The organism is Acidovorax sp. Q11, assembly GCF_054950075.1.
On the sequence record NZ_JBUDZG010000040.1, the window covers coordinates 1 to 26,170 of the forward strand.

24 protein-coding genes and 3 tRNA genes are annotated in these 26,170 nt (G+C 62.6%); 8 read left to right on the forward strand and 19 right to left on the reverse strand.

Annotation, left to right across the window (positions count from 1 at the left end; genetic code table 11):
• Positions 1–152 precede the first annotated feature (152 nt).
• The 9 genes from ACYZGB_RS20750 to ACYZGB_RS20790 form a co-directional block, all read right to left on the reverse strand.
• Positions 153–746: a DUF4272 domain-containing protein gene (locus ACYZGB_RS20750; RefSeq protein ID WP_462390748.1), complete on the reverse strand. Its 594-nt coding sequence runs from the start codon at positions 744–746 to the stop codon at positions 153–155.
• 39 nt (positions 747–785) lie between these two features.
• Positions 786–2,147: a tetratricopeptide repeat protein gene (locus ACYZGB_RS20755; protein WP_462390750.1), complete on the reverse strand. Its 1,362-nt coding sequence runs from the start codon at positions 2,145–2,147 to the stop codon at positions 786–788.
• A gap of 24 nt (positions 2,148–2,171) precedes the next feature.
• A complete protein-coding gene (locus ACYZGB_RS20760) occupies positions 2,172–2,780 on the reverse strand; it encodes a hypothetical protein (protein WP_462390752.1) in 609 nt (202 codons plus the stop codon).
• Between the two features lie 102 nt (positions 2,781–2,882).
• Positions 2,883–4,286 carry an amidase gene (locus ACYZGB_RS20765; RefSeq protein WP_462390754.1) on the reverse strand — a complete coding sequence of 468 codons (1,404 nt, stop codon included), beginning with the start codon at positions 4,284–4,286 and terminating at the stop codon, positions 2,883–2,885.
• Between the two features lie 331 nt (positions 4,287–4,617).
• The gene (locus ACYZGB_RS20770; protein ID WP_462390756.1) at positions 4,618–6,108 is read right to left on the reverse strand and encodes an ABC transporter substrate-binding protein; all 1,491 of its coding nucleotides are present in this window, start codon (positions 6,106–6,108) and stop codon (positions 4,618–4,620) included.
• A gap of 105 nt (positions 6,109–6,213) precedes the next feature.
• Positions 6,214–7,107, reverse strand: coding sequence for an ATP-binding cassette domain-containing protein (locus ACYZGB_RS20775; protein WP_462390758.1), 894 nt, complete (start codon positions 7,105–7,107; stop codon positions 6,214–6,216).
• Positions 7,104–8,135, reverse strand: a complete 1,032-nt coding sequence (locus tag ACYZGB_RS20780; RefSeq protein ID WP_462390760.1) for an ABC transporter ATP-binding protein — start codon at positions 8,133–8,135, stop codon at positions 7,104–7,106. The genes ACYZGB_RS20775 and ACYZGB_RS20780 overlap by 4 nt, the downstream gene beginning before the upstream one ends.
• 32 nt (positions 8,136–8,167) lie before the next feature.
• A complete protein-coding gene (locus ACYZGB_RS20785) occupies positions 8,168–9,040 on the reverse strand; it encodes an ABC transporter permease (protein ID WP_462390762.1) in 873 nt (290 codons plus the stop codon).
• A 7-nt stretch (positions 9,041–9,047) separates the two neighbouring features.
• The gene (locus tag ACYZGB_RS20790; RefSeq protein ID WP_462390764.1) at positions 9,048–10,010 is read right to left on the reverse strand and encodes an ABC transporter permease; all 963 of its coding nucleotides are present in this window, start codon (positions 10,008–10,010) and stop codon (positions 9,048–9,050) included.
• Positions 10,011–10,214: 204 nt separating this feature from the next.
• On the opposite strand from ACYZGB_RS20790, the gene ACYZGB_RS20795 reads away from it, so the two are divergent.
• Complete coding sequence (locus ACYZGB_RS20795) at positions 10,215–10,472, forward strand: YfhL family 4Fe-4S dicluster ferredoxin (RefSeq protein WP_094286704.1); 258 nt, start codon at positions 10,215–10,217, stop codon at positions 10,470–10,472.
• A gap of 105 nt (positions 10,473–10,577) precedes the next feature.
• Here ACYZGB_RS20795 and pth read toward each other — a convergent pair whose 3' ends face one another.
• The 7 genes from pth to ACYZGB_RS20830 form a co-directional block, all read right to left on the reverse strand.
• Positions 10,578–11,186: an aminoacyl-tRNA hydrolase gene (gene pth / locus ACYZGB_RS20800; RefSeq protein ID WP_462390767.1), complete on the reverse strand. Its 609-nt coding sequence runs from the start codon at positions 11,184–11,186 to the stop codon at positions 10,578–10,580.
• Positions 11,187–11,348: 162 nt separating this feature from the next.
• Positions 11,349–11,984: a 50S ribosomal protein L25/general stress protein Ctc gene (locus ACYZGB_RS20805; protein WP_462390769.1), complete on the reverse strand. Its 636-nt coding sequence runs from the start codon at positions 11,982–11,984 to the stop codon at positions 11,349–11,351.
• Between the two features lie 161 nt (positions 11,985–12,145).
• Entirely contained in the window at positions 12,146–13,120 is a 975-nt protein-coding gene (locus ACYZGB_RS20810; RefSeq protein ID WP_094286710.1) for a ribose-phosphate pyrophosphokinase, read from the reverse strand.
• A gap of 47 nt (positions 13,121–13,167) precedes the next feature.
• A tRNA-Gln gene (locus tag ACYZGB_RS20815) sits at positions 13,168–13,244 on the reverse strand.
• 30 nt (positions 13,245–13,274) lie between these two features.
• Entirely contained in the window at positions 13,275–14,132 is an 858-nt protein-coding gene (gene ispE, locus ACYZGB_RS20820; protein ID WP_462390772.1) for a 4-(cytidine 5'-diphospho)-2-C-methyl-D-erythritol kinase, read from the reverse strand.
• 40 nt (positions 14,133–14,172) lie between these two features.
• A complete protein-coding gene (locus ACYZGB_RS20825; protein ID WP_462390774.1) occupies positions 14,173–14,670 on the reverse strand; it encodes a lipoprotein insertase outer membrane protein LolB in 498 nt (165 codons plus the stop codon).
• 32 nt (positions 14,671–14,702) lie between these two features.
• Entirely contained in the window at positions 14,703–16,463 is a 1,761-nt protein-coding gene (locus ACYZGB_RS20830) for a tetratricopeptide repeat protein (RefSeq protein WP_462390776.1), read from the reverse strand.
• A gap of 47 nt (positions 16,464–16,510) precedes the next feature.
• Between ACYZGB_RS20830 and mutM the strand changes: the two genes are divergently transcribed.
• From mutM to mutY, 3 genes are all read left to right on the forward strand, one after another.
• On the forward strand, positions 16,511–17,326 hold the full coding sequence (gene mutM / locus ACYZGB_RS20835; RefSeq protein ID WP_462390778.1) for a bifunctional DNA-formamidopyrimidine glycosylase/DNA-(apurinic or apyrimidinic site) lyase: 816 nt from the start codon (positions 16,511–16,513) through the stop codon (positions 17,324–17,326).
• 148 nt (positions 17,327–17,474) lie between these two features.
• Positions 17,475–19,436 carry a dynamin family protein gene (locus ACYZGB_RS20840; protein WP_462390780.1) on the forward strand — a complete coding sequence of 654 codons (1,962 nt, stop codon included), beginning with the start codon at positions 17,475–17,477 and terminating at the stop codon, positions 19,434–19,436.
• Entirely contained in the window at positions 19,433–20,506 is a 1,074-nt protein-coding gene (gene mutY, locus ACYZGB_RS20845; RefSeq protein ID WP_462390782.1) for an A/G-specific adenine glycosylase, read from the forward strand. Before ACYZGB_RS20840 ends, mutY begins: the two co-directional genes overlap by 4 nt.
• 40 nt (positions 20,507–20,546) lie before the next feature.
• On the opposite strand, the gene rapZ is transcribed toward mutY, so the two are convergent.
• The 3 genes from rapZ to ACYZGB_RS20860 are packed head-to-tail and all read right to left on the reverse strand — an operon-like array spanning position 20,547 to position 23,982.
• Positions 20,547–21,410, reverse strand: a complete 864-nt coding sequence (rapZ, locus tag ACYZGB_RS20850) for an RNase adapter RapZ (protein WP_462390784.1) — start codon at positions 21,408–21,410, stop codon at positions 20,547–20,549.
• Positions 21,410–23,080: a DNA repair protein RecN gene (gene recN, locus ACYZGB_RS20855; RefSeq protein ID WP_462390786.1), complete on the reverse strand. Its 1,671-nt coding sequence runs from the start codon at positions 23,078–23,080 to the stop codon at positions 21,410–21,412. The genes rapZ and recN overlap by 1 nt, the downstream gene beginning before the upstream one ends.
• Before the next feature lie 2 nt (positions 23,081–23,082).
• The gene (locus tag ACYZGB_RS20860) at positions 23,083–23,982 is read right to left on the reverse strand and encodes an NAD kinase (protein WP_063462566.1); all 900 of its coding nucleotides are present in this window, start codon (positions 23,980–23,982) and stop codon (positions 23,083–23,085) included.
• A 28-nt stretch (positions 23,983–24,010) separates the two neighbouring features.
• On the opposite strand from ACYZGB_RS20860, the gene hrcA reads away from it, so the two are divergent.
• The 4 genes from hrcA to greB all read left to right on the forward strand — a co-directional run bounded on the left by hrcA (position 24,011) and on the right by greB (position 26,071).
• Positions 24,011–25,015 (forward strand): heat-inducible transcriptional repressor HrcA, encoded by a 1,005-nt coding sequence (gene hrcA / locus ACYZGB_RS20865; protein WP_094286725.1) that lies wholly within the window; start codon positions 24,011–24,013, stop codon positions 25,013–25,015.
• A 50-nt stretch (positions 25,016–25,065) separates the two neighbouring features.
• A tRNA-Ile gene (locus tag ACYZGB_RS20870) sits at positions 25,066–25,142 on the forward strand.
• A gap of 206 nt (positions 25,143–25,348) precedes the next feature.
• Positions 25,349–25,425, forward strand: a tRNA-Arg gene (locus ACYZGB_RS20875).
• 79 nt (positions 25,426–25,504) lie between these two features.
• Complete coding sequence (greB, locus tag ACYZGB_RS20880) at positions 25,505–26,071, forward strand: transcription elongation factor GreB (protein ID WP_462390789.1); 567 nt, start codon at positions 25,505–25,507, stop codon at positions 26,069–26,071.
• The last annotated feature ends 99 nt before the right edge of the window (positions 26,072–26,170 follow it).

Below are 26,170 nucleotides of genomic sequence, written 5' to 3' on the forward strand. Positions count from 1 at the left end.
CAATGAACCAATTCGCGATCCTCTACGAAGACCGGTTCACCAAATCGAGCACGTAAGATCCTCAATCAGCTTCACGAAATCGGTGAAGGTTCAATGAGCCTCACACACGGAAACTCGGACAGGCCCCGATGTCTCGACGAAAGGACGAGCGCTCAGGTGTCTGCTGTGACTTCATCCCAATTCTGCGCGCAATATCCAACGACCCAGTTGATGGCTCGATGCCTCTCTTGAACAATCTCAATGTTGATCAAGCCAAGATCAGGGCGGTACTTGGGATTGAGCTTGCGCTGTCGGGCCACCACATGTTGAAGCTGAATGGTTTTCGCCATTTCAAACAGCACCCTTTCTGAGCGCCTGCTAGCGGACCCGCGAAATTGGTCCAATGCTTCATTCCCGTAAGGTGGAAGGACTTCAGACAGGACACCTGTACTACACTGGGTGTCGGGGCCAGGTAGGTGTGCCAACTTCCCAATTGACCAGAGAAGGACCGTGAGTGCCTCTGAATTCCAGCTCATGTTCACCGTCTGCTGTGCTGAGCGGCGCGATGAATAGATATAGCTATGTTCACTGGACGTAAGGTCTTGCAGGACTCCGGACCCTTCAACGAATGCAATTACTTCTTTACGAGGCGCGTCAAAACATCGCGCAACGGCAGCGCCAAGGGATAGTGCCCTTTGTGTGATTTCTTCTGTTGTGCGGACTCTATCGCTCGCACGTGCTCCGATTTGATTTGAATAGCGTGCCATAGGGCGTTTGATGAGGATCGTGATAGCAGTCCAAGGGTACTAAAAAAGGGTCCGGCCCTCACCCACCGGCAACCCCAACACCCCATTCACCACCCCCACCTGCCGCGCCAGCCGCACCGACTCCGGCTGCCCATTCACCATCGGCTGCAACACGTTCTGCACCGCCCCCCACTGCCCATTGCGCTGCAGTGCATCCAGCCAGATCTGGTGAAACAAATCCCGCTGCGCATGGCTGCCGCCAATCTCCACCAGCCGGGGCAGGGCCATGCCCAGTTTCTCCACCGCCGTGGCCCAGTCGCCCTGAGCATGCGCCAGCAGGCCGTGGGCGGCGGGCACGCACACCTGTTGCCACACGGTGCGCTCCTGTGCCTCGATGCGGGTGGCGGCGTGGGCCTCGATGTTTTGTTGCAGCGTGCGTGCTGCCTCCATCCGCCCGGCGCGGGCCAGGCCGTAGAGGTATTGCAGGTCCAGGAAGGGCAGCACATGGTCGGCAAGGCGTTGCGCGAGGTGGTTGGCTACATCAGCCCAGCGGTCGCCCACATCCACGCCCACCAGCTCCAGCCGGGCGAGCAGGGACACGGCATTGATCTGGTCCTGGGTGTATTCCTTGACCACGCCCCAGACCTGGCTGTCGTAGAGCGCCAGCACTTCGGCGTGCCGGTCTTGCTCCAGCAGGAACAGCGCCTGGTGCCACCAGTTGTGCGTGACCATGAAGGAGTTCAGGTCCGTCCAGGTGTCGCTCACGCTGGCCATGAAGTCGGTACCTTCGCGGATGCGGCCCTGGGTCAGCATGACGTGGGCCAGCGCGTGGTGGGCCCAGGGCTCTTTGCGGCACAGGGTGATGGCGTGGCGTGCGGCGCTTTCAGCCTCTTGCAGGCGGTGGCATTGCTCCCAGCCAAAGGCGAGCATGCCGTGCAGGTAGGGCACCTCGGCCGCTGCGGGCAGGGCCTGCAGCGCCAGGCGCAGCATGCCGGGCGAGTCGCCCCGGTTGAACAAATGGTATTGGCCGAGCTTGAGGGAGGCGAGGTCGCGCGGGTGCAGGCGGGCTTGCTCCTCGTGCAGTGCGATGGCGCGGGGCAGGTCGCCATCCACCCAGGCGGCGACGGCAGCCACAAAGCGTTGTTCACGCTCGCTGGCCTCTGTAGTGTGGGCCAGCGCCTGATCGACGAAGGGGCGGGCGTTGCGCGGGGCGTCGGCCGACTCGGCAAACATGTGCAGCGCCGCGCAGCTGGCCTGCACGATGGGGCTGGTGTCAGCGGCTGCGTTCAGCACGTTCACCGCACGGGCTTCGCAGGCGATGAAGCCTTCGACAAAGTCATTCAGGGCGGTGGCACTGGCCGGGTCGTGCAGCGTGAGGGGGTTGCCCAGGCTGTCGGTCATTGCATGCGCGGCGGATGACATGGCGGCGTTCGGGGGCGTTTGGGTTCAGCTGCCCTGGATCAAGGCCAGATACGCCTTGCGGGTCTCTGCGGACACCGACGCCACCAGCTGTTCATGCGGCGTCTGGTGGCGCGCCAGCATGCGGGCGGTGGCGATGGTCTTGGACTTGCAGAACCAGTGGCAGGTGTGCTGCATGAGGAACAGCTCGGCCGTCATCATGTAGGCGCGGTCCTTGGGGGCCAGGTGGCTGGTGTTCTGCACCACATGCGCAATGCCGCGCGCGTGCACGGCCAGGGCCTTGCGCATGTCGAAGGTGGCGGTGGGCAGCAGCTTTTCGGCAAATGGCAGGGCGATAGAGAGGCGGCTGACCCGCGCGTCGGCCTCGCTGACTTTGGCGAACTCGGCGGCAAAGCGGCTGAACTGTTCGGCGAGCTGCGATTCGGTGGTGCTCAGCAGGCTCCAGATCTGCTGGCGGCGCTCGTCGGTGCTTTCGCCCAGGGCGCGCAGGTAGCCCTCGGTCAGGGCTTCCATGAGCTTTTCGATCTGGTAGTTGGCCAGGTGGCTGCCCAGCAGCGCAATGCGCTTGCGCTGCTCCTTGGCGTTGAGCATGTAGGTGCCGGTGGCGATCAGGATCGCCAGGATGAGGATGTCCATGCGGTGTGGTGCGTTCGTACAGGGGTGGGAGAGTGGTGGCCCAGGGTGGCCCGGTGTCTGCCAACAAAACCCCAAGGTTACCAACAACCTCCGGCCATGCTTTCAGCCCGCTGGCGGCTGGGGCCTTGCCCGCTGGGGTTCACGGATCAGCTCGAACGCGTGTGCCACCTGCAGCACGCCCAGGTCGTCAAAACGGGCGCCTGCAATCTGCAGGCCGATGGGCAGGCCGCTTGTGGTGTAGCCGCAGTTGACCGAGGCGGCAGGTTGCTCGGACATGTTGAAGGGCACGGTGAAACCGATGTGCTCCAGCGGGCGCAGCGGGTCGTTGGTGGGGGAGGGCAGCTCGGCCTGGAAGGCGACGTTGGGCGCTACCGGTGAGATCACGTAGTCAAACGCGCTGCAGGCCTTCACGGTGTTGACCCGTGTCAGGTGGAACTGCTGGCTGGCGTTGAAGACCTCGGCGCCGCTCATGCCCGCAGCGCTGTCGGCCCAGGTGCGGATGTAGGGCAGCACCTTGTCGCGACGCACGGCAGGCAGGGCCTGCAGATCGGTGTGCGAGCGCATGCGCCAGAAGTGGTCCATGCCGTCGAGCATGGCCTGGGTCATGAAAGGTGCCATGGGCACGATGGTGGCGCCAGCTGCCTCCATGAGTTTGGCTGCGCGTTCTACGGCGGCTTTTACCTCGGGCTCCACAGGCAGGCCGCAGCCTGCATCCAGCAGCAAACCAATGCGCAGGCCGCGCAGGCGCTCGGCACCCTTGTTGAACTGGCTCCAGGCGATGTCCTGCGCGGGCAGGCTCATGCTGTCGCGCGCATCGGGCTGGCTCAGCGCCTGCATCATCAGCGCGGCGTCTGCCACGGTGCGGGTCATGGGGCCTGCGGCACGGCCGGTGTAGGGCGGGTCGATGGGGATGCGGCCCAGGCTGGGCTTGAGGCTGAAGATGCCGCACCAGCTGGCTGGCAGGCGCAGCGAGCCGCCGATGTCGGTGCCGATGTGCAGCGGGCCGTAGCCTGCGGCAGCGGCAGCGCCACCGCCGGCGCTGGAGCCACCCGGGCCCTTGCTCACGTCCCAGGGGTTGCGCGACAGTGGGTGGAAGGTGGACAGGCCGGACGACAACATGCCGTAGTCGGGCATGGTGGTCTTGGCCACGATGACGGCGCCGGATTCGCGCATGCGGGCGGCGGGGGGGGCGTCGGCCGCTGCGGGTACCAGCTCTACCGCCGCTGTGCCCAGCGGTGTGGGGTCGCCTTCGGTAGCGATGTTTTCCTTGATGGTGCTGGGCACGCCGTCCAGCAGCCCCTTGGGCTCGCCGCGCAGCCAGCGGGCCTCGGACGCGCGGGCTTGCTCCAATGCGGCGTCGGGGCGCAGCAGGTAGGTGGCCTGGATGTGGGGCTCCCAGCGCTCGATGTGCGCGAGCACGGCCTGCGTGACCTCCACGGGGGACAGCGTGCGCTGGCTGTAGGCAGCCAGGAGTTCGTGGGCGGGCAGGTCGTGCAAGGCAGTCATGTCGGGAGTTTTACAAGTAAAAAGGGCTGCTGCCGCCTATTGGTAAAGCGCTAGTAGCTATTGTTTTGGTAGCAATCGGGCTTCCACGCGTTTCCGTTTTTCAGGGCTCTGTGCGGAATGCGCAGCCCCTGAAACCGGCGCTGCCCAGGCGCGGGCAGCCGAGCAAGGGCCGCCCCGCAGCGAGGGCTGCGTCCCCCTGCCCGCATCGCGCAGCGATGCGAGAGCGGGGGCTGAGGGCCGCGGCTCCAAGCCTGCATGTGCAGGCTTGGACGGCCTGAAGAGCTGCCGCCTGTGGCGGCCAGCACCGAGGCCCGCAGGGTGGGGTGTCTCATCAACTCCAGGACAGCGAGGAGATGTCGTTCACGAACACCGGCATGTCTTTCCACAAGCCCTTGAGGTTCTTGTTCGCCACCGTGATCCACTGGTTGGAGTACAGGAAGGCGTGCACAGAATCCTCGGCCAGCAGGCGCTGCGCATCGCCCAGCAGCTTGGCGCGATCGGCGGGGCGGGCGGAGTTCTTGATCTGGTTGAACAGGTCGTTGAACTTGGGCGAGTTGTAGGCCCAGTAGTAGTCGGGCTTGGCGAAGTTGCCCAGGTCAAACGGCTCGACGTGGCTGATGATGGTCAGGTCGTAGTTCTTGCTGCCGTAGGTGCCACTGAGCCACTGCGCCCACTCCACGTTCTGGATCTTGGCGATGATGCCGACCTTGGCCAGCTGGGCGGCCACCACTTCGCCGCCCTGGCGGGCGTAGGGGGTGGGCGGCAGCGTCAGGGTCAGTTCCAGCGGCGTCTTGATGCCGGCCTCGGCCAGCAGCTTCTTGGCCTTCTCGGGGTCGTAGGGGTTCACGCCTGTGGTGTCCACATAGCCAAAGGCGCCGGGTACATAGTGGCTGCCAATGGGCGCGCCGTAGCCGTCGCCTGCACCTTCGATCACGGCCTTGCGGTCCACCGCTGCGGCAATGGCGCGGCGAACGCGCACATCGTCGAGTGGCTTCTTGCCGTTGTTGATGGCCAAAATGGTCTTGGCGCGCGAGCCGCTCACCACCACCTGGAACTTGGGGTTGGTCTTGAACTGCGGCACGCTGCGCGGCGTGACGCGGGGGAAGGCGTCCACGTCGCCGGCCAGCAGCGCGGCCACCTGGGCGGCGGGGTCGGAGATGAAGCGGAAGGTGGCGCGCTTGATCTTGATGGCCTTGGCATCGCGGTAGTCGGCCCAGGCCGTGAGCACCACGGACGAGCCCTTGTTCCACGCTTGCAGCTGGTAGGGGCCGGTGCCCACGGGCTTGTTGGCGTTGGTGTCGGCGCTCTTGGGCTCGACGATGATCGAGGTGGCCTGGCCCAGCACAAACAGCAGGTCGGGGTCGATCTCCTTGTTGAGCAGCACCACGGTGTAGTCGTCCACCACCTGGGTGGTGATGCCTGCAAAGGTGCGCTTGTCCTTGTTGGTGCTCTTCTCGCCGCCTGCGCGGTCATACGAGAACTTGACGGCCGCAGCGGTGAAGGGCTCGCCGTTCTGGAACTTCACGCCACGGCGCAGCTTGAAGGTGTAGGTCTTGAGGTCGGGCGAGACCTCCCAGCTTTCGGCCAGCAGGGGCGACACGCTGCCGTCGGGGTTGATTTTGGTGAGGGTTTCGAAGATGTTGTACTGCACGATCTCGGCGATGGCAGATGCCGCACCGGCGGTTGGGTCCAGGCCTGGGGGCTCCAGCGTCATCGCCAGCGTCACCGCATCTTTGCGGCCTTGCGCCAGGGCGCCAAGCGAGGTGGTCAAGGGCACAGCGGCGATGGCGCCAGTGGCAAGGACGGTACGGCGGTTCAGCATGTTCGGACTCTCCAGACAAAAAACCAGACAACAACCATAGAGACCCCGGTGCAATTTGTTACCGGGGAGGAAAGAAGCTTTTTACACCATCACACCTGCATGTGGTTATGCGGTTTTTGCCGTTGCAGCAGTCGCTGCAGTCGCTGCAGCGGCGGCAGCCGCACGGCGTGCCCGTGCCCGGCCGGGCAGCACCTGCGGCACGGCGCCCACCAGCGACTGCGTGTAGGGGTGTTGCGCGTTGCGGAACAGCTCGCCCGGCGATCCCCGCTCCACGATGCGGCCCTGGTACAGCACCACCACTTCGTCGCACAGGTGGTTTACCACCGCCAGGTCGTGGCTGATCAGCATGTAGGTGATGCCGAACTGTTGCTGCAGGTCTTGCATGAGGTTTAGCACCTGGGCCTGCACCGACACGTCCAGTGCGCTCACGGGTTCGTCGGCCACGATGAGCCGGGGCCGGGTGATGAGGGCGCGTGCAATCGCAATGCGCTGGCGCTGGCCGCCAGAAAATTCGTGCGGGTACTTGCCCAGGTCGTTGGTGCGCAGGCCCACCTGCGACAGCACCTGGCCCGCTTGCTCGCGCTGTTCGGCACGCGTGGTCAGCCCCTGCGCCTGCAGTGGCTCGGTCACGATGCGCTCCACCGTCTGGCGGGGGTCCAGCGAACCATAGGGGTCCTGGAACACCATCTGAAAGTCGCGCCGCGCCTGGCGCAGTTCTTCCGTGGGCAGCTGGTGCAGGTTGCGGCCCAGCAGCTCCACCGTGCCAGCGGTCGGCGCATCCAGCGCCATCACCAGCCTGGCCAGGGTGGATTTGCCCGAGCCCGACTCGCCCACCACACCCAGGCTGCGCCCGGCGGCAATCGAGAAGCTCACGCCGTTGAGGGCTTGCACCTTGCCTGGGGGCTGGAACAGGTGCTCGCGCGGCAGCGTGTATTCGCGCACCAGGTCTTTCACCTGCAGCAGGGGGCTGTTGCTGGCGTTGTGTGTTTTGTCGCTCATGCAGCCACCTCCACACCTTGCATTGCGCCGCGCGCTTCGGCGATGGCTTCGCGGCGCAGGCAGCGCACCAGGTGGTCGCCATCGGCATCGGTGGCCACCAGGGTGGCCGGGGGGGACTCGTGGTGGCAGGCGTCGATGGTGTAGCTGCAGCGGCCCGCAAAAGGGCAGCCTGCGGGCAGGTCCACCAGCTCAGGCACCGTGCCGGGGATGGTGGACAGGCGGGGGCGCTGGCCGGGCGTGTGCGCGGCACCCAGGTGGGGACGTGCCGCAAACAGGCCCCGTGTGTAGGGGTGTGCCATGGCCGAGAAGACGGACGCGGTGGAGCCGCTCTCCACCACACTGCCGCCGTACATCACCATCATGCGGTCCACGTTCTGCGAGATCACGCCCAGGTCGTGCGAGATGAGGATCATGGCCATGTTGCGCTCGGCCACCAGGTCGCTGATCAGGTCCAGGATCTGCTGCTGGATGGTCACATCGAGCGCCGTGGTCGGTTCATCGGCAATCAGCAGGTCGGGCCCGCAGGCCAGGGCCATGGCAATGGTGATGCGCTGGCGCTGCCCGCCCGAGAACTGGTGTGGGTAGGCATCGATGCGCTGCGCCGCGTTGGGAATGCCCACGCGGTCCAGCAGCGCGATGGCTTCCTTGCGGGCGCTCCCCGCATCCATGCCCCGGTGCAGGCGCAGGGGCTCAGCCACTTGGCGGCCAATGGTGTGCACGGGGTTCAGGGCGGTCATGGGCTCCTGGAACACCATGCCAATGCGGTTGCCGCGCATCTTGCACATCTGCGCATCGGTGCGGCCCACCAGCTCTTGCCCATCAAAGCGGATGCTGCCTGTGACCTGTGCGCTGTCGGGCAGCAGGCCCATGAGCGACATGGCGGTGATGGACTTGCCACAGCCCGATTCACCAATCAGGCCCAGGGTTTCACCGCGCGCCAGCGAAAAGCTCACGCCGCGCACGGCGTCGGCGGGGCCCCGGTGCGTCTGCAGGCGGATGCGGAGGTTGGAGACTTCTAGCAGAGACATCGTGGGGTTCTGGTGGTCTTCGAGGCGGGGGCTCAACGCTTGCGGGAGAGGCGGGGGTCCAGCAGGTCACGCAGACCATCGCCCAGCAGGTTCAGACCGAGCACGGCCAGCGCAATCGCCACGCCGGGCCATACCGCCAGCAACGGGGCCTGGAACATCAAGGTCTGCGCCTCGCTGAGCATGCGGCCCCAGGAGGGCTGGGGCGGCTGCGTGCCCAGGCCCAGGTACGACAGGGCGGCCTCGGCCAGGATGGCGATGGCGAACTGGATGGTGGCCTGCACGATGAGCACAGAAAGGATGTTGGGCAGCACATGCTCGATGGTGATGCGCCAGCTGCCCTTGCCACAGGCGCGTGAGGCCATGATGTACTCGCGCGACCACACGGCATTGGCCGAGGCACGGGTAACGCGTGCAAACGTCGGGATGTTGAAGATGCCGATGGCGATGATGGAATTGACGATGCCTGCGCCAAACACCGCCGTCATCATGATGGCCGAGAGGATGGCGGGGAAAGCGAAGGTGAAGTCCGCCAGCCGCATGATGAGTTCTTCGACCCAGCCACGTTTGGCAGCGGCCAGCAGGCCCAGTGCGGTGCCGATGGTGAGGCCAATGCCCACGGCAATTACGCCCACCAGGATGGAGTTGCGCGCGCCCACCAGCAACAGTGAGGCCACGTCGCGCCCAAAAGCATCCGTGCCCAGCCAGTGCGTGCCGGATGGTCCGGCCAGCTTGTTGGCCAGATCCATTTCATACGGGGACCACGGTGTCCAGACCAGTGACAGCGCCGCCGCCAGGAGCAGCAGCAGCGACAGCACAGCGCCGATGACAAAGCTGCGATGGCGCAGTGCGCGGTGCAGCCAGCCAGGGGCGGAAGTGACAGAAGACGGGGGAATGGCAGCGTTCATGGGGCGCTCAGATGTCCGATGCTTTCACGCGCGGGTCGATCACGGCGTAAAGAATGTCCACAACAAAGTTCACGATGACCACCATGGCGGCGAGCAGCATCACGCAGTTGCGCACCACGATCAGGTCACGGTTGGAGATGGACTGGAAGATCAGCCGCCCCAGCCCCGGCAGGTAGAACACGTTCTCGACCACGATGGTGCCTGCCAGCAGGTTGGCAAACTGCAGCCCCATCACGGTGATCACCGGGATCATCGCGTTGCGCAGCACATGGCCCCACAGCGCCGCGCGCTGCGTGAGGCCCTTGGCCCGTGCGGTGCGCACAAAGTCTTCGCGTAGCACTTCGAGCACGGCTGAGCGGGTGATGCGCGCCAGGATGGCAGCCTGCACCACGGCCAGCGCAATGGCGGGCAGCAGCAGGGCCTTGAGGGCTTCGAGCGGGCTGCCGCCAGCGTCTTCGGTCCAGCCCGGAAAGCCTCCGGCCGAGAACCATTGCAGCTTCACCGAGAACAGTAGGATCAGCAGGATGGCGAACCAGAAGTTGGGGATGGCGATGCCGATCTGCGCCAGGCCCATCACGCCCACGTCGCCGACCTTGTTGTGGCGGGACGCTGCATACACACCGGCGGCCAGGGCCAGCACCGTGGTGATGACCATCGCCATCAGCGCCAGGGGCACGGTGAGCGCCAGACGCTCCAGCACCAGGTCCAGCACAGGCGAGCTGTAGGCGTAGCTGTCGCCCATGTTGCCCACCACCAGGCCGCTGACCCATTGCCAGTAGCGCAGGCTGGCTGGCTGGTCCAGCCCCAGTTTGCTGGCCAGTGCGGCCACGGCTTCGGGCGAGGCATCGGGGCCCATGAGCATCTGCGCGGCATTGCCCGGCAGGATCTCCAGCACCAGAAACACAACAATGGATGCGCCGATCAGCGTGGCCAGGAGGGTGGCAAACCGTTTGAGGAAAAACAGACCCATGGAGCAGGCGGTGGAGGAGGGTGGGACGCGAGCGCGTAAAAATTAATGTGTATACACAGCATAACGGTAAAAACATCCCCGTCAGCGGTGGTGGGTTGCAGTGTGGCACGCAAGGCACATGCCAGTGCGCGGGATAATACGGAGCATGAACCGCGCCGTGTACCCCGTTGCCCTTGTGTCTGGCCCCGTGCCCCGGGAGGCCTTATGGCGCTGATGATCACCGACGAGTGCATCAACTGCGATGTGTGCGAGCCCGAATGCCCCAACCAGGCGATCTACCTGGGGCAGGAGATCTACGAGATCGACCCGAACAAGTGCACGGAATGTGTGGGGCATTTTGACGAGCCCCAGTGTGTGCAGGTCTGCCCCGTGGCCTGCATCCCCGTGAACCCGCAGCATGTGGAAAACCGCGAGACGCTGTGGCAGAAGTTCCAGCGCCTGCAGGCGTCTGCAGCGGGTTGATTTTCAAGGTTTTTTGGCCGCTGCCGCGCGACCAATAAGCGTTTCAAGCTATCAAAAGTATAGTGAATGACTGCTGGCCCGCCCAGTCGCTGCCCTGATCGCTGATCAGTCTTCCACCGGGCGCACAGGCTTGGGGCGGGGTGGCTTGGTGGTGTGGATCAGCAAGGTGGCCTTGTCCATCTCGCCTGCCAGCATCGCAGGGTAGGCCTTGATCGAATGGATGATGCAGTCCTCGATCAGCGTGCGCTGGTCGGGCGACGGCTTTTTCAGCACCCAGTTGGCAACTTCGCTCTTCACGCCGGGGTGGCCAATGCCGATGCGCAGGCGCCAGTAGTCGGGTGAGCCCAGCTGGCCGTGGATGTCGCGCAGGCCGTTGTGCCCGGCGTGGCTGCCGCCGCGCTTGAGCTTGACCTGCCCGGGGGGGATGTCCAGCTCATCGTGCACCACCAGGATTTCCTCGGGCTGGATCTTGAAGAACCGTGCGAGCGAGGCCACGGATTTGCCCGAGAGGTTCATGAAGGTCTGGGGCTGCAGCAGCCACACGCTCTGGCCATGCACCGTGGTGCGCGCCACGAGTCCGTGGTAGCTGCGCTCGGGCACCAGCGTGGCCTTGAGTTCGCGCGCCAGGGCGTCAATCCACCAGAACCCGGCGTTGTGGCGGGTGGCTTCGTAGTCGGGCCCCGGGTTTCCAAGGCCTACAAACAGCTTGATCATGGGCGGGATTATCCGTGCGCGAAAGGTGGCGGAGAGGCGAGGTTACGCAGGTGCTGCGCGGGAGCTGAAAAACAAACGGCCCACCGAGGTGGGCCGTTGGTCAGGCCATATCCGCCGAGACGGGGCCTGGATGGAAAGGCAAGTGGATCAGCGATGGGCTGATTACTTCTTGCCCTTGCCCTTGCCCTTGGCATCGGCAGCAGGTGCTGCGTCAGCGGGGGTTTCCACGACCACGACTGGGGGCACAACAGACACCAGCACGGGGTTGTTGTTCTGGCCGCCGCGGATCTTGGCCGTCACGCCCTTGGGCAGCTTGACGTCCTTCAGGTGCAGGGAAGCACCCTTTTCCAGCTTGGACAGGTCCACAGCGATGAATTCGGGCAGGTCCGAAGGCATGCAGGTCACGTCCAGTTCGTTCACGACGGGGTTGACCATGCACTTGTCCACCTTGACGGCGTTGGACTCTTCTGCACCGCTGTAGTGCAGTGGCACCTTCAGGTGCAGCTTGGTCTTTTCGTCCACGCGCTGGAAGTCGATGTGCAGCACCAGTTGCTTGTAGGGGTGGTATTGCACGTCGCGCAGCACGACCTTGGCGGTGGTGCCGGCCACTTCCATGTCCAGCACGCTGGAGTGGAAAGCTTCCTTCTTGAGGGCGTGCCACAGAGCGTTGTGGTCGATCTCGATCAGTTGGGGTTCGGTGGTGCCACCGTACACGATGCCGGGCGTCTTGCCCGAGTTGCGCAGACGGCGGCTCGCACCCGTACCTTGCTTGGCGCGCTCAAAAGCGACGAAGTTCATAGTTAGCTCCTGGAAAGAGGCGACCGCGACCAGTCATCCTCTGTTTTAAAAAGGCTTGCGGCATCATCGCCGCCCGCCCACTGGTTGTTCCCAAACAGACAACAAGCCTCCCGAAGGAGGCTTGTGTGCAACCGCTGTGCATCGCTCCCGGCGGGAGCGGGTCAGAACAGGTTGTCTTGGTCCGAGAACAGGCTCATCACCGACTCACCCTTGGCAATGCGCTGGATCGTCTCGGCGATCAGCGGGGCCACGGAGAGTTGGCGAATCTTGGTGCATCCCTTGGCGTTGTCGCTCAAGGGGATGGTGTTGGTCACGACCACTTCATCCAGGGCCGTGCCCTTGGCGATGCGTTCAATGGCGGGACCCGAGAAAATGGGGTGCGTGCAATACGCGTACACGCTCTTGGCGCCGCGCTCTTTCAGCACTTCGGCAGCCTTCACCAGCGTACCGGCGGTGTCGATCATGTCGTCCATGATCACGCAGTTGCGACCTTCGATTTCGCCGATCACGTGCATCACTTCCGACACGTTGGCCTTGGGGCGGCGCTTGTCGATGATGGCCAGATCGCAGCCCAGCTGCTTGGCGAGGGCACGCGCACGCACCACACCGCCCACGTCGGGCGAGACAACGATCAGGTCCTCGTAGTTCTTCTGGCGCAGATCACCCAGCAGAACCGGAGAGGCGTAGATGTTGTCCACGGGGATGTCGAAGAAACCCTGGATCTGGTCAGCATGCAGGTCCATGGTCAGCACGCGGGCCACGCCCACGGCCTGCAGCATGTTGGCCACGACCTTGGCGGTAATGGGCACGCGGGTGGAGCGGGGGCGGCGGTCCTGGCGGGCGTAGCCGAAATAGGGGATCACGGCGCTGATGCGCTCAGCCGATGCACGCTTGAGCGCATCGACCATGATCAGCAGTTCCATGAGGTTTTCGTTCGTGGGCGCGCAGGTGGACTGCACCACGAAAACATCGCGCGCACGCACGTTTTGCTTGATTTCGACGGTGACTTCACCATCAGAGAAGCGACCCACATCGGCTGCACCCAGGGTGGTGCCGAGGTGCTGGGCAATTTCAGCTGCCATGCCAGGATTGGCATTGCCAGTGAAAACCATGAAGTCGGGGTGATTGGCTTGCATGAGAGTCCCAGCAATCTGAAAAAAAAGCCCGTACGCGAGAAGATATTTGGCAGGGGAAGAAGGATTCGAACCTTCGCATGCCGGAATCAAAATCCGGTGCCTTAACCAGCTTGGCGACTCCCCTACACAGGTCAACTGCCGAAAGCAGCCAACCTTAATTCTCGTCTGATGCCCACCCTGTCAGAGGATGAATCATCAGGTTTTCACATGCTTTGACTTGCCAGCCTTCGGGGGCGTTTTTCAAGTCCACTTCATGTGACATTTGCGCAAACACTGCACTTCCAGAGCCTGTCATTCTAGCCTGTAATCCTCGGTCTCTAAGCCATTCGATGGCTTGCGTGACTTCTGGGCAAATGGCCTGAGCAACTGGCTGCAAGTCGTTTCGACCGAAGTCAAGGTATTCTGCAGCAAAGCCTAAGATTGTAGCACTATCTGAATCGCGTTTCAGATTCGGGGACGAAAAAATTAATTTTGTCTCCAAACCTGCTGCGGGCTTCACGATGGCAAAGCGCGCTTGCGGCAGTTGGTGTGCTTTCTCAAGCGGCGTGATTGTCTCACCAATTCCTTCCACCCAAGCGTTGTTGCCGCGTAAAAAAAAGGGAATGTCTGCACCGAGCTGCAAGCCGATCGTTTCCAGTGCGCTGCGTGACAGGCCCAGGCTCCATAGCTGGTTCAAAGCGAGCAATGCTGTCGCGGCGTCGGACGAGCCTCCGCCCATGCCGGCTTGGGCGGGAATGCGCTTGAGAACGCCGATGTGAGCGCCCAGTGTGCAGCCCGTAGCGGCTTTGAGTGCGTGTGCCGCTCGCAGTGTCAGGTCCATTTCGGGCAATGGGGCGCCCAAGTCTTCCCTGGAGATGCTGCCATCGGCGCGCCGTTCGAAGTGCAGGGTGTCGCACCAGTCCACCAGCATGAAGACCGACTGGAGCAGGTGGTAGCCGTCGGCGCGTCGCCCGGTGATGTGCAGAAACAAATTGAGCTTGGCCGGAGCCGGCACGTCGTACAGCGCTTGCATCGCAGAATGGGAAAGGGTTGCGTAGGCTGAAGGGATCGCCTCAGCGGGTCAGCACAATGCGCAAAATGGCTTGTGGGGTGGGCTGTTCGCGCCGCGCTGTGAGGCGGCCGTCCGGCATGCCAGACAGATCGGCCTGCCAGCCGGGGGCTGTGGCCTGGGTGCCGTTGAGCCAACTGAAAAGGGCTGCAATCGGGATCCGCGTGCCTGTCACGTCCAACAACAGCGTCTCCAGCGAGTCCGAAGTCCGTGTCTCTTGCCCGCTCTGCAGCGATGCCTGGCCATCTTTCCATTCCAGTTGGGCAATGCGGTTTCCAAACGGGCTAAAAAGCACCAAGCCGCCGCTTTCAGGGTTGCCCTGCAGCTCAAATGTGGCGGAGAAGGACTGCGCTGCCTGCCCATCGACCTGCAGGGCAATCCGCCCGCGCCAACTGTCTTCTTCTTGAGATGCCTTTGGAACAGGTTGGGCGCAACCTGCGAGCCACAGCACACAACAGATGATCCACGACACCACCCAGCCGCGTTGAAGGGCGGTACTCAACTCCAGGCGAAGCCCTCTGCCGTGGGGGTGCATCAAAGCCCCGCCCCAAGCCGCTTGAGTGTTTCTTTGAGTGTGTCGTTGTCAGGGCTGATGCGCTGTCCTTCTTTCCAGACTCTGGTGGCCCCTTCCTTGTCGCCCAGGCTCCACAGCACCTCGCCCAGGTGGGCTGCTATTTCTACATCTGGGCGGGCCTTGTAGGCGGTTTCCAGAAGGCGTTTTGCATCGGCCTTGTTGCCCAGGCGGAATTCCACCCAGCCAAGGCTGTCCATGATGAACGGATCATTCGGCGCAAATTCCAGCGCTTTCATGATCAACTGTTTGGCCTCCGCCAGTCGAAGCCCCCTGTCTGCAAGCGAATAGCCGAGCGCGTTGTAGGCGTGGTGGTACTGGGGCTGGCGAGCGATCACTTGGCGCAGCAACTGCTCCATGGTGTCCGGGTTGCCCATTTTTTCGGCCAGCATTGCCTGGTCATAGACCAGTTCGGCGTCGTCCGGGGCCAGTGCCACCATCTCCACTTGCACTTGGTAGGCTTCTTTGTACAGGCGCTGTTCACGCAGCAGTTGCACTTCAGCCGACAGCTTCATGCGCTGGTTTTCGGCCGAGGTTCCTGGCAGGCTGCGCAGCAACGCCCGTGCCTGTGCGAGTTTGCCTTGCCGTGCCAGCAGCGAGGCCCGGCGCATCTGGGCACCAAACACTTCGTCTGCGTTGTCAATGCGGCCCAGCCAGGCTTCAGCGGCCGCAAAGTCTTTCTTTTTTTCTGCAATTTGTGCGTAGAGCAAGTAGGCCTGGGTCAGGCCTTTTTGCCGCACCTCCGCGTCAGAGGTGGCCGAGGCCAGGTCGATGAAGCGCTGCAGGGAGACTTCAGCGGCGGGCAGGCGGTTGTCCTGAAACTGCAGTGTGGCGACCACGAGCCAGGCCTCCGCCAGATCGGGTTTCTCCTTGGTCACGGCTTCCAGCTGGCGGCCAGCATCGGGATAGCGCTGCAGGCCCAGCAGTACGCGCGCATAGGCCATCCGCAGCTCGGGCACAGGCTGTTTGGCCAGCGCCTGAATCACGATGGGCTCTGCTTCTGCGACGCCTTCGTCCAAGAGTTCCAGCGCCAGCCGCGCGGCATCCTCGCTGGCGTTGTCCAGGTCCTGCGCCTTGCGCGCTGCATTCAAGGCGCCGCCCTTGTCGCCAGCAGCCAAGCGCAGGCGCCCCAGTGCAACCCAGGCAGCAGGGCCTGTCGCGGGGTTGGTCAGCTCGTCTACGAGGGCCTGTTCGACGACCTTGGCTGCCAGCGCCTTGTCGCTGGCGCGTCCATACATTTGGGGCAGCGCAGACAGCGAGGCCGCCTTGGCGCGAGGCGGGGACTGTGCGAGTTCCTGCCGCAACAGGTCCGGGGTTTCTCCAATGCGGTTGAGCGCCACCAGGATTTGCAACACATAGCGGTTGGCTTCGCGGGATTGGGGCAGGGCCTCTTTCCATGCCCGGGCTGCAGCCAGGGCGTATTCGCCCGAGCGGGCTTGCAGGGCAATGTCCGCCGCCCGTTGGTAGAGCTGGCCGTCGGCGCTGCGGCGCGCGGCTTCGAGCATGAACGCGTAGCCAGCGCCAGGGTCACCTGTGCGTGCGCTGACTTCGCCCAGAAAAATTTCGTAGAACAGCTCAGCGTCCAGAGCCGGGTTGGATGCAGCCGGTGGCACACTGGTGGTGGCGCGGTTGACGCTGCTGGGTTGCTGGGCCCATGCGGATTGGGCGGCAACCGCCACTGCGGCAGCGAATGCGGCGGTTCGAAAGCTGTGAAAGAGCACCATCGGGCCATAATAATCCATGCCTGTGAAGCCGTTGCCCGGCCCTATGTATGCCTGAGTTGCCCGAAGTGGAAGTGACCCGCCGCAGCTTTGCCGAAGCGATTGCGGGAGCCAAAATTCAAACCGTGGTTCTGGGTAAGCCACTTCGCTGGCCCCTGGGCTGTGACCCCCTGTCGTTGGTGGGTCAGCAGGTCGTGGGGCTGCGCCGGCGGGGCAAGTACCTGCTGGCAGACACCAGCGGGGGGCTTTTGCTGATCCACCTGGGCATGTCGGGCAGTTTGCGTTTTGCGTATGGGTTGCCAACAGCTGGGCCGCACGATCATTTTGATCTGGTGACGGACAAGGGAACCCTGCGACTGCATGACCCGCGCCGGTTTGGAGCAGTCGTGTTTGCAGCGGGTGAACAAGCCCCCGTGGCCGTGAAGCTGCTCGGAGCCCTGGGCATGGAGCCTTTGTCGGACGCTTTCTCTTTGCCGGATTTTCAGGCAGGTCTGAAAAAAAGCCGTGTGCCCATCAAGCAGCTGCTGCTGGCTGGCCATCTGGTGGTGGGTGTCGGCAATATTTATGCATCCGAAGTGCTGTTCATGGCGGGCATCCGGCCCACGGCGGTGTCCGCTCGCATTGGGGCAGGGCGGGTGCGCCGTTTGTACGAAGCCATTCGTGTGGTGCTGGCGCGTGCCGTAGATCTGGGGGGGAGTACCTTGCGCGATTTTTCGAATGCGGAGGGCATGGCCGGGCACTTTCAGACCACTGCCAATGTATACGGGCGCGAAGGCGCCCCTTGTCACGTGTGCGGGACAGCGATAGGGCTTTTACGTCAGGGGCAGAGGAGCAGCTACTTTTGCCCCCAGTGCCAGCGGCCCTAGGTCGGCGCTGTTCAACGATTGGTGCAGAGACCAGCTTGGGAGTCGCATAAAAGCACCCGTGTCCGGGCTTGCAACAGCCTGCGTGCGGTCGATGCTATATTTTGTGTATGTCTACCTTGTAGGCCATTCATAGATCTGTGGGAGCAAAGTGGGACCTTCATTCAACGAACAGTTCGACCAGCATGGCGCCTGGCGGCGGGAGTTCGCCCAGCAGCTCAAGCGGCTGGCCGAGTGGATGTCCTCGCATGACCTGATGGATGCCGCTGTGCAGGAGCGACTGCATCGCCTGGAGGAGCAGGTCCGCAGTGACAAAGTCATGGTGGCCTTTGTGGCGGAGTTTTCCCGTGGCAAATCGGAACTGATCAATGCGATCTTCTTTGCTGACTATGGGCGCCGCATCATGCCTGCAAGCGCAGGCCGCACCACCATGTGTCCTACAGAGCTGGGTTACGACGCCACTGTGGCGCCCAGTCTCCGGCTGCTTCCCATCGAAACCCGCCTGCAGATGCAAGGTCTGGCCGAGTGGCGGATGAAGACCGAACGCTGGACAGAAATTCCCCTCGATGTTGGCAATGCAGACCAGATCGCCAAGGCCCTGGAGAAAGTGGCCGAGGTGCGCAAGGTCAGCCTGGACAATGCCCGAGCGCTGGGTTTCTGGCACGATGAGCTGACCGATGAGAACCCCGTGCCCGATGCCCAGGGCCTGGTGGAAGTGCCCATGTGGAGGCACGCCATCATCAATATTCCCCACCCGCTGCTCAAGCAGGGGCTGGTGATTCTGGACACTCCCGGCCTGAACGCAGTGGGCGCAGAGCCCGAGTTGACCGTCAACCTGATCCCGCAGGCGCATGCGGTGGTCTTCATTCTGAGTGCCGATACTGGCGTCACCCGCTCGGATCTTTCCATCTGGCGTGAGCATCTTGCTATATCGCCCGACAGCATGGATGCGCGGCTTGTCGTGCTGAACAAGATCGACACGCTGTGGGATACGCTGAACAGCGCCGAGCAGGTGCAGTCCCAGATGGAGCGCCAGTGCAGCACGTCGGCAGAGATGCTGGGTGTGCCGCTGGAGAGGGTGGTCCCCGTATCAGCCCAGAAGGGGTTGGTTGCCAAGATCACGGCGGATGATGTCTTGCTGGAAACCAGTGGTTTGCCTGTTCTGGAGGAAGCCCTGGCCAAAGGCATCATGGGTCGGCGCAGATCTATTTTGCGGGCGGCCGTTTCCGCAGGGGTGGCCAGCCTGCGTACAGAGACTGGACGGGTTATCAACATTCGCCGCCGGGATCTGGATGACCAGATGGCCGAGTTGCGCAGCCTGCGAGGCAAGAATGCCTCGGTGATCGAATCCATGCGCCACCGTATTGAGCAGGAGCAGCGTGAATTCGATTTGAGCACCGCCAAGATCCAGGCTGTGCGTGCTGTGCACCTCAAGCTCTTGCGGGATGTGTTTCAGCAACTGGGCGCCAAAGCGCTCAAGGCTGAGTTGTCGGAGTTGGCGCAGACGCTACAGCAAAAAGGCCTCAAGCTGGGCGTCAAGAAAATCTATGTCCAGACCTTTGACAAACTGCGTGGAACGCTGGACAAGGCGCAGGCCTCAGGCACAGAAATTCAGGCCATGTTAGGCGGGACCTTCCGTCAGCTCAATGCCGAATTCGGGTTTTCGCTTCAGGTGCCCACGCCGCCCCAGCTGGAGCACTTCACGCATGACCTGAACCAGATCGAACAAAGCCATCTGCAGTACCTTGGGGTAGGCAATGCGTTGAAACTGGCGCAGCCGGAGTTCGCAGAGCGGCTGGTGCGGGCTCTGGCCATGCGGTTGCGCACGGTATATGAATCGGCCGCCAACGATCTGGAGTTGTGGAGCAAGTCGGCGACAGCGCAACTTGATGCGCAATTGCGCGAGCGCCGACGTAGCTTTGCGCGTCGCATCGAGGCGGTGGACCGCATACAGCAAGCCGCCAGCGGGCTGGTGGAGCGTATTTCGGAAATTGAGGCGGGTGAAGAGGCCCTGGGCTCGCTGGAGCGCAGGCTGCAGGAGCTTACCTCCCAGCTGATTGCCTTGCCGGGCCTGGAGTCCGCAGCTTCCGACGCGCATCTTGTGTCGGCATGATTGCGCCCGCAGAGGGCGCGCGCGTCGCCGAACGCGTGGTGGCATGGCAGGCCACCCATGGCCGCAACCACCTGCCCTGGCAGCAAACCCAAGACCCCTATCGGGTATGGCTGTCAGAGATCATGCTGCAGCAAACCCAGGTCAGCACGGTGCTGGACTACTACGCACGGTTCCTGGCACGATTCCCGGACGTCAGCGCCTTGGCAAACGCGCCCCAGGACGAGGTGATGGGGCTTTGGAGTGGTTTGGGCTACTACAGCCGGGCACGCAATCTGCACCGTTGTGCACAGAAGGTCGTAGCTGATCACGGGGGAATGTTTCCTCGCACAGCGGAGATTCTGGCGACCCTGCCAGGCATCGGCCGATCGACGGCGGGAGCCATTGCTGCATTCTGTTTCTCGGAGCGGGTGCCGATACTGGATGCCAACGTGCGGCGGGTGTTGACGCGCCTGCTGGGGTTTGACAAAGACATGGCGTCTGCCGCCAACGAACGCCTGCTGTGGGGGATGGCGGAGTCGCTGCTACCCACCAAAGACCTGGCCCAAGCAATGCCCCGATACACCCAGGGGCTCATGGACCTGGGGGCCTCGATTTGTACTCCACGCGCTCCCCGCTGTTCCGACTGTCCCTTGATGGAGTCATGCAAGGCGTTGGCAGATGGTGACCCAGAGCGTTATCCCGTCAGGACGCGGAAACTGGTCCGCAGATCCGAGTCGTGGCAGTTGGTAATCCTCCGTGATGGCCTTGGTCGCGCCTGGCTGCAACGGCGCCCGCCAACGGGCATTTGGGCAGGCATGCATTGCGTGCCTGTCTTTCCGGGGGATGCTGAGTGTGGTGCTTTTGTGGAAAGCCTTGGCGACTCGTCACGGTACTTGCGGGAAGAGCTGTCTCCTTTTTTGCATGTGCTCACACACAGGGACTTGCATCTCCATCCGATACTGATCAGTGGGGATTTCGCGGGAGATGCCCTGGGGGATGGCGAGTGGCTCGGGCCGGACCAATGGCCGTCTGTGGGCTTGCCTGCCCCAATCCGCAAACTGCTGGACGCGACCCAAGCCCGGTTGTGGTGACGGCTTGAGGGCCTTTCGCAGCCCGACCTCCGCTCTATGGTCAGCGGCCGTCGAGTTCCCGGTGGCGCTTCAACGCCGTCCAGCGGTCGCTGAAGGCCTCGGCGAGCCGTTCCACCAGATAGACCGAGCGGTGCTGCCCGCCCGTGCAGCCAATGGCGACTGTCACATAGCTTCGGTGGTTCCTGTCGAGCATGTCCAGCCAATGCGCCAGGAACTGCTCTATGTGGGCGCGCATGAGGTTGACGTCGGGCTGCAGGCGCAGGAAGTCCGCAACCGGTTGGTCTAGCCCCGTCAGATCGCGCAGCGTCGGCTCGTAGTGGGGGTTGGGCAGCATCCGCACGTCAAAGACATAGTCTGCATCCATGGGGATGCCGCGTTTGAATGCGAAGGACTGAAACACCAGGGTCAATTGCCCTTGCGCAGTAGACATCAGGCTTTTGACGTAACTTTGCAGCTGCGACGCCCGTATCGTGCTGGTGTCGATGACATGCGACTGCTCACGCAAGTCGGCCAGCAGTTCGCGCTCCAGTTCGATGATCTGCACCAAGGCCCGTCGTCCCTGTTGGAGATCGTCATGGGAGAGGGGGTGGCGGCGGCGTGTTTCGGAGAACCTCCGCACCAGGGTGTCGATGGTGGCATCCAGAAAAATTGATTGCACGGCCACCCCCTGGCTGCGCAGGCGATTCAGCTCCTGGGGGACCTGGTGCAGCGAGGTCGCGCTGCGCACGTCCATGGCGATGGCTACCCGGTTCCCGTGGTGGCGATGCTCGAGCGCAACGAAGGTGGGCAGCAGCTCGGGTGGGAGGTTGTCTACGCAGTAGTACCCGGCGTCTTCCAGGGCATGCAAGGCCACGGACTTCCCTGAGCCCGACATCCCTGTGATCAGGACAATTTCAAGTGCCATCAGTCATTCCCTGCCAGGGTTGTTGAGACATGGTTCAGCATCTCACGGGCGTGGGCCAGGGTGGTGTCTGTTGAGCGCTCACCACCCAGCATGCGCGCAATCTCGACAACACGCTGCTCTTCCTGAACGGCCAGTACCGTGCTGCTGGTGCCGGTGGGGCTCTTTCGTTTGGCCACCTTGAGATGGTGGTGCGCGCAAGCCGCGACCTGGGGGAGATGGGTCACAGCCAGGACCTGGCGGTCCTTGCCAAGTTGCTGCATCAACCGGCCCACGGTTTCAGCGACAGCGCCACCCACGCCAGAATCCACCTCGTCAAAGATGAGGGTGGGCGCCATGCCCAGCTCGCTCGTGGTGACAGATATGGCAAGCGAGATGCGTGACAGTTCACCGCCAGAGGCAACCTTGCCAATCGGTTTGGGGCTCATGCCTGGATGGCCAGCGACCAGAAAGACCACATCATCCATTCCGTGGGCTGCGGGTTCCTCGGCACGGGTCAGGGACACCTCAAACCTTCCGCCCTCCATGCCCAGTCCATGCATGGCTTGGGTGATGGCGGTCGATAGCTTGGGGGCCGCCTTGGCACGCGCCTGCGACAGCGCCCGAGCTGCTGCCTGGTAAACCTTGGCACTGGTTGCCTCAGCGGCTTGCAGCTGATCCAGGTCGGTGGCTGCGTCCAGTTGGTGCAGCTCGGCCTTCCAGTCCTGCAGCAGCGCCGGCAAATCCCCGGGTGCCCGCTTGTATCTGCGGGCGAGGGTCATCCACTGCGACAGGCGTGCATCCAGTTCAGCCAGGCGTTGTGGATCAATGTCGGCATGCCGCAGGTACGAATGCAGCGAGTGGACTACGTCGTTGGCTTGTGCAAGGCTCGATGCCAGGATATCGGCCAAACTGACAAATTCGGGTTCGATGTGCTCCTGGGTTTGTAGAAGCAAATGTGCCTTCGTCAGGGCGCTGAGTGCGCCGGCCTCATCGGCTTGCAGGGTTTGGACAGCCCCATCAGCTGCATCCAGAAGCGCTTGTGCGTGCGACAGCCTTTTGTGTTGCGCATCCAGCTCATCCCATTCACCGGTGGCGGGGGCCAGCTTTTCCACTTCACTGATTTGCCATTGCAGACGTTCGCGCTCCTGCTGCAAGGTGGCCTGGGCCTGGCGTGCCTGCTGCAGGGCCTTCTGGTCCGTGCGCCACTGAGACCAACGGAGTTGGGTGTCGGCGGTGCTGGTGCCCGCAAACGCATCCAGCAACCCGCGCACTGATTCAGGGCGCGTAAGGCTCTGCCAGGCGTGTTGTCCATGGATGTCGAGCAGCATGTCCCCCAGTGCGCGCAACTGTGCTGCCGTGGCGGGGGTTCCATTGATCCAGGCGCGGCTTTTTCCCTGGGCATCCACTGTGCGCCGCAGCAAAAGCATGTCGTCAGAATCAAACCCGGCTTCTTCCAGCCAAGGCCGGACATGCTTTGGGCAATCGAATTCAGCGCAGATGTCTGTGCGGGGGCTGCCCTCGCGCACAACCCCTGCATCCGAGCGCGCACCCAAGGCCAGTTGTAAAGCATCGATCAGAATGGACTTGCCCGCCCCAGTTTCGCCGGTCAGCACAGTGAAGCCAGGCTGGAGTTCAAGTTCCAGTGTCTGGACAATCACAAAATCACGCAACGTGATCCGCCGGAGTGCCATGGTCAGGAGCCTCCCTCATTCCAGCGCAGCTTTTTGCGCAGCGTTGCAAAGTAGTTCCATCCCTGCGGGTGCAGGAACCGTACACAGTGCTCTGACCGTTTGACCAGGATGCGGTCGCCGTGGAGCAGAGAGGCCAATGACTGCATGTCAAAGTTGGCGCTGACATCGCGTCCGCTCACCACCTCTACGGCCACCTCCGTTGCATCGGACAAAACGATGGGTCGGTTGGACAAGGTGTGCGGTGCAATGGGCACCAGCACCCAACCCGGGATGGATGGGTGCAGCATGGGGCCGCCGGCTGACAGCGAGTAGGCCGTCGAGCCGGTAGGCGAGGCGATGATGAGTCCGTCGGCGCGCTGATTAGCCACCAGCCGACCGCCCACTTCTACCCGCAACTCCACCATGCCTGAGGTGGCGCCGCGGTTCACGACCACATCGTTCATGGCAAGGGCTTCAAACACTATTCGCTCATCACGCACCACAGTGGCATGCATCAGGGGGCGGAGATCCTCTTCGTATGCTCCCTTGAGCATGGGTGAAAGGGTCGCCTGATAAGTGTCAAACGGGATGTCAGTGATAAAACCCAGCCGCCCCTGGTTGATCCCAATCAGCGGCGTTCCAAACCGCGCGAGCCTGCGGCCGATGCCCAGCATCGTGCCGTCCCCACCCACTACCAAGCCCAAGTCGCACCGGGCCCCGATCTCGTCTACATTCAGCGAGGGGTAGTCATGCGTCAGCCCTGCGTTGCTGGCGGTCTCCGCTTCCAGCGCCACCTCACAGCCCTGGCGTTCGAGAAAGTGGGCGATGTCTTCCAAGGCCTGGCGAGAGCTGTCGCCCGTGGAGCCCGCAGATGAAGCTTGGTACTTGCCTATGAGTGCGACATGGCGGAAATTGGACGTCATCGCGAAATTACATCATTAAAATCATTCCATGCTCGATGACCGCGCCAAGTTGTTGCTCAAAGCCCTGGTCGAGCGTTATATCGCCGACGGACAGCCGGTGGGGTCCCGGACCCTGTCCAGGGCTTCCGGCCTGGATTTGTCGCCTGCCACGATCCGTAATGTCATGGCTGATCTGGAAGAGCTGGGGCTGATCGCAAGCCCTCACACTTCGGCGGGTCGAATTCCCACCGCGCGGGGCTACAGGCTGTTTGTGGACACCATGCTTACCGTGCAGCGAGATCCATTGACGGCGCCCCAGCTTGCCCCGGAGCAGCCGCAGAAGGTGATCGCCAACGCGGCGCAGCTGCTTTCCAATCTGTCGCAGTTTGTGGGTGTCGTGATGGCGCCTCGGCGCACCTCCGTGTTTCGCCACATCGAGTTCTTGAGGCTCTCCGAGCGGCGCTTCCTGGTCATCATCGTCTCGCCCGAGGGCGATGTGCAGAACCGGGTGATCTTTACCGAAGCGGACTACTCCCAGTCTCAGCTCATTGAAGCCTCCAACTTCCTGAACGCGCACTACGCGGGGCTCGCGATGGAGCAGGTGCGCGAGCGACTGAAGTCTGAGGTGGATGTGCTGCGCGGCGAAATTGCGTCGCTGATGCAGGCGGCGGTGAACGTTGGGTCCGAAGCATTGTCGGAGGCACAGGATGCAGTCGTCATCTCTGGCGAGCGCAACCTGCTGGCAGTCAGCGACTTTTCCAGTGACATGGGCAACCTGCGGCGGGCCTTTGATCTCTTCGAGCAAAAGACGCAGATCTTGCGCCTGCTCGATATCTCCAGTCAGGCCGAAGGTGTGCGCATCTACATTGGTGGGGAGAGCCAGGTCGTGCCTTTTGAAGAGTTGTCCATTGTCAGTGCCCCTTACGAAGTAGATGGCACGGTGGTGGGTACGCTGGGAGTGATCGGCCCCACGCGCATGCCGTATGACAGGATGATTCAGATTGTGGACATCACCTCCAAGCTCGTCTCCAACGCGCTCAGCCATCGCAAGTAAGCCCCTACAATACGGCGCTTGCCCCGTTGTATAGCGCTGGAGCATGGCTTGGGGCGTTAGCTCAGTTGGTTAGAGCAGAGGACTCATAATCCTTTGGTCGTTGGTTCAAGTCCAACACGCCCTACCACCCATCGGTCGCATGGGGGGTCATCGTGATCAAAGCCATTTTTCAACGGCAATGTGCCCTGTTTCTCTTTGAGACGCCTTGGAGTGCATTACAATCGTGGCTTGCGCTGAATTAGATTTTGTTTGCGATAGCCACTACCAAGTGGAAGCAAGTAAAAAAAATGATTTCAAGGGTCGCCAAGAAATCATGCTATAATTCAAAGCTTAGCGGCTGTAGCTCAGCTGGATAGAGTACTTGGCTACGAACCAAGGGGTCGTGGGTTCGATTCCTGCCAGCCGCACCAATGTTTAAAGCCTGCAATCGCAAGATTGCAGGCTTTTTCATTTGTCCGCGCGCTTTGCGCTGATCGGGAGTATCTGGCGATGAGCAAGGCTTTTACCAAAGAGACCGATGGTGCTGATGACGATGAGTTGGCGTTGCCGCCGTTGCCTGCCGGAGGCAAGAACTACATCACGCCCGAGGGGTATGCGCGTTTGCGGGATGAGTTGCTCGACCTGATCGACAACGAGCGCCCCAAGATGGTGGATGTGGTGCATTGGGCGGCGAGCAACGGCGACCGTTCCGAGAACGGCGACTATCTGTATGGCAAGAAGCGCCTGCGCGAAATTGATCGGCGCATCCGGTTCCTGACCAAGCGACTGGAGATCGCCGAGGTGGTCGATCCCGGCCAACATGCAGGAAGCGACCAGGTCTTCTTTGGTGCGACGGTGACCTATGTGGACGACGAAGGTGTCGAGCGCACCATTACCATCATGGGCATTGACGAAGCCGACAGTCGCGAATCGCAGGTCAGCTGGATTTCCCCTGTGGCGCGAGCGCTGCTCAAGGCCCGTGTGGGGGACGAGGTTCAGCTGCCAACCCCCGGTGGCGTTCGCCATCTGGAGGTGGTGGAGGTCCGCTACCGAGCCTGTCAGATGTTTTGTGTGTGAGGCATAGCATGTCAACAAGGAGCATGAATGCCACGCAAGACGAAGACAACCGCAGCAGCGGACAAGGCGGCGCAGCCGCAATTCTCAGCCGCAGCGCTT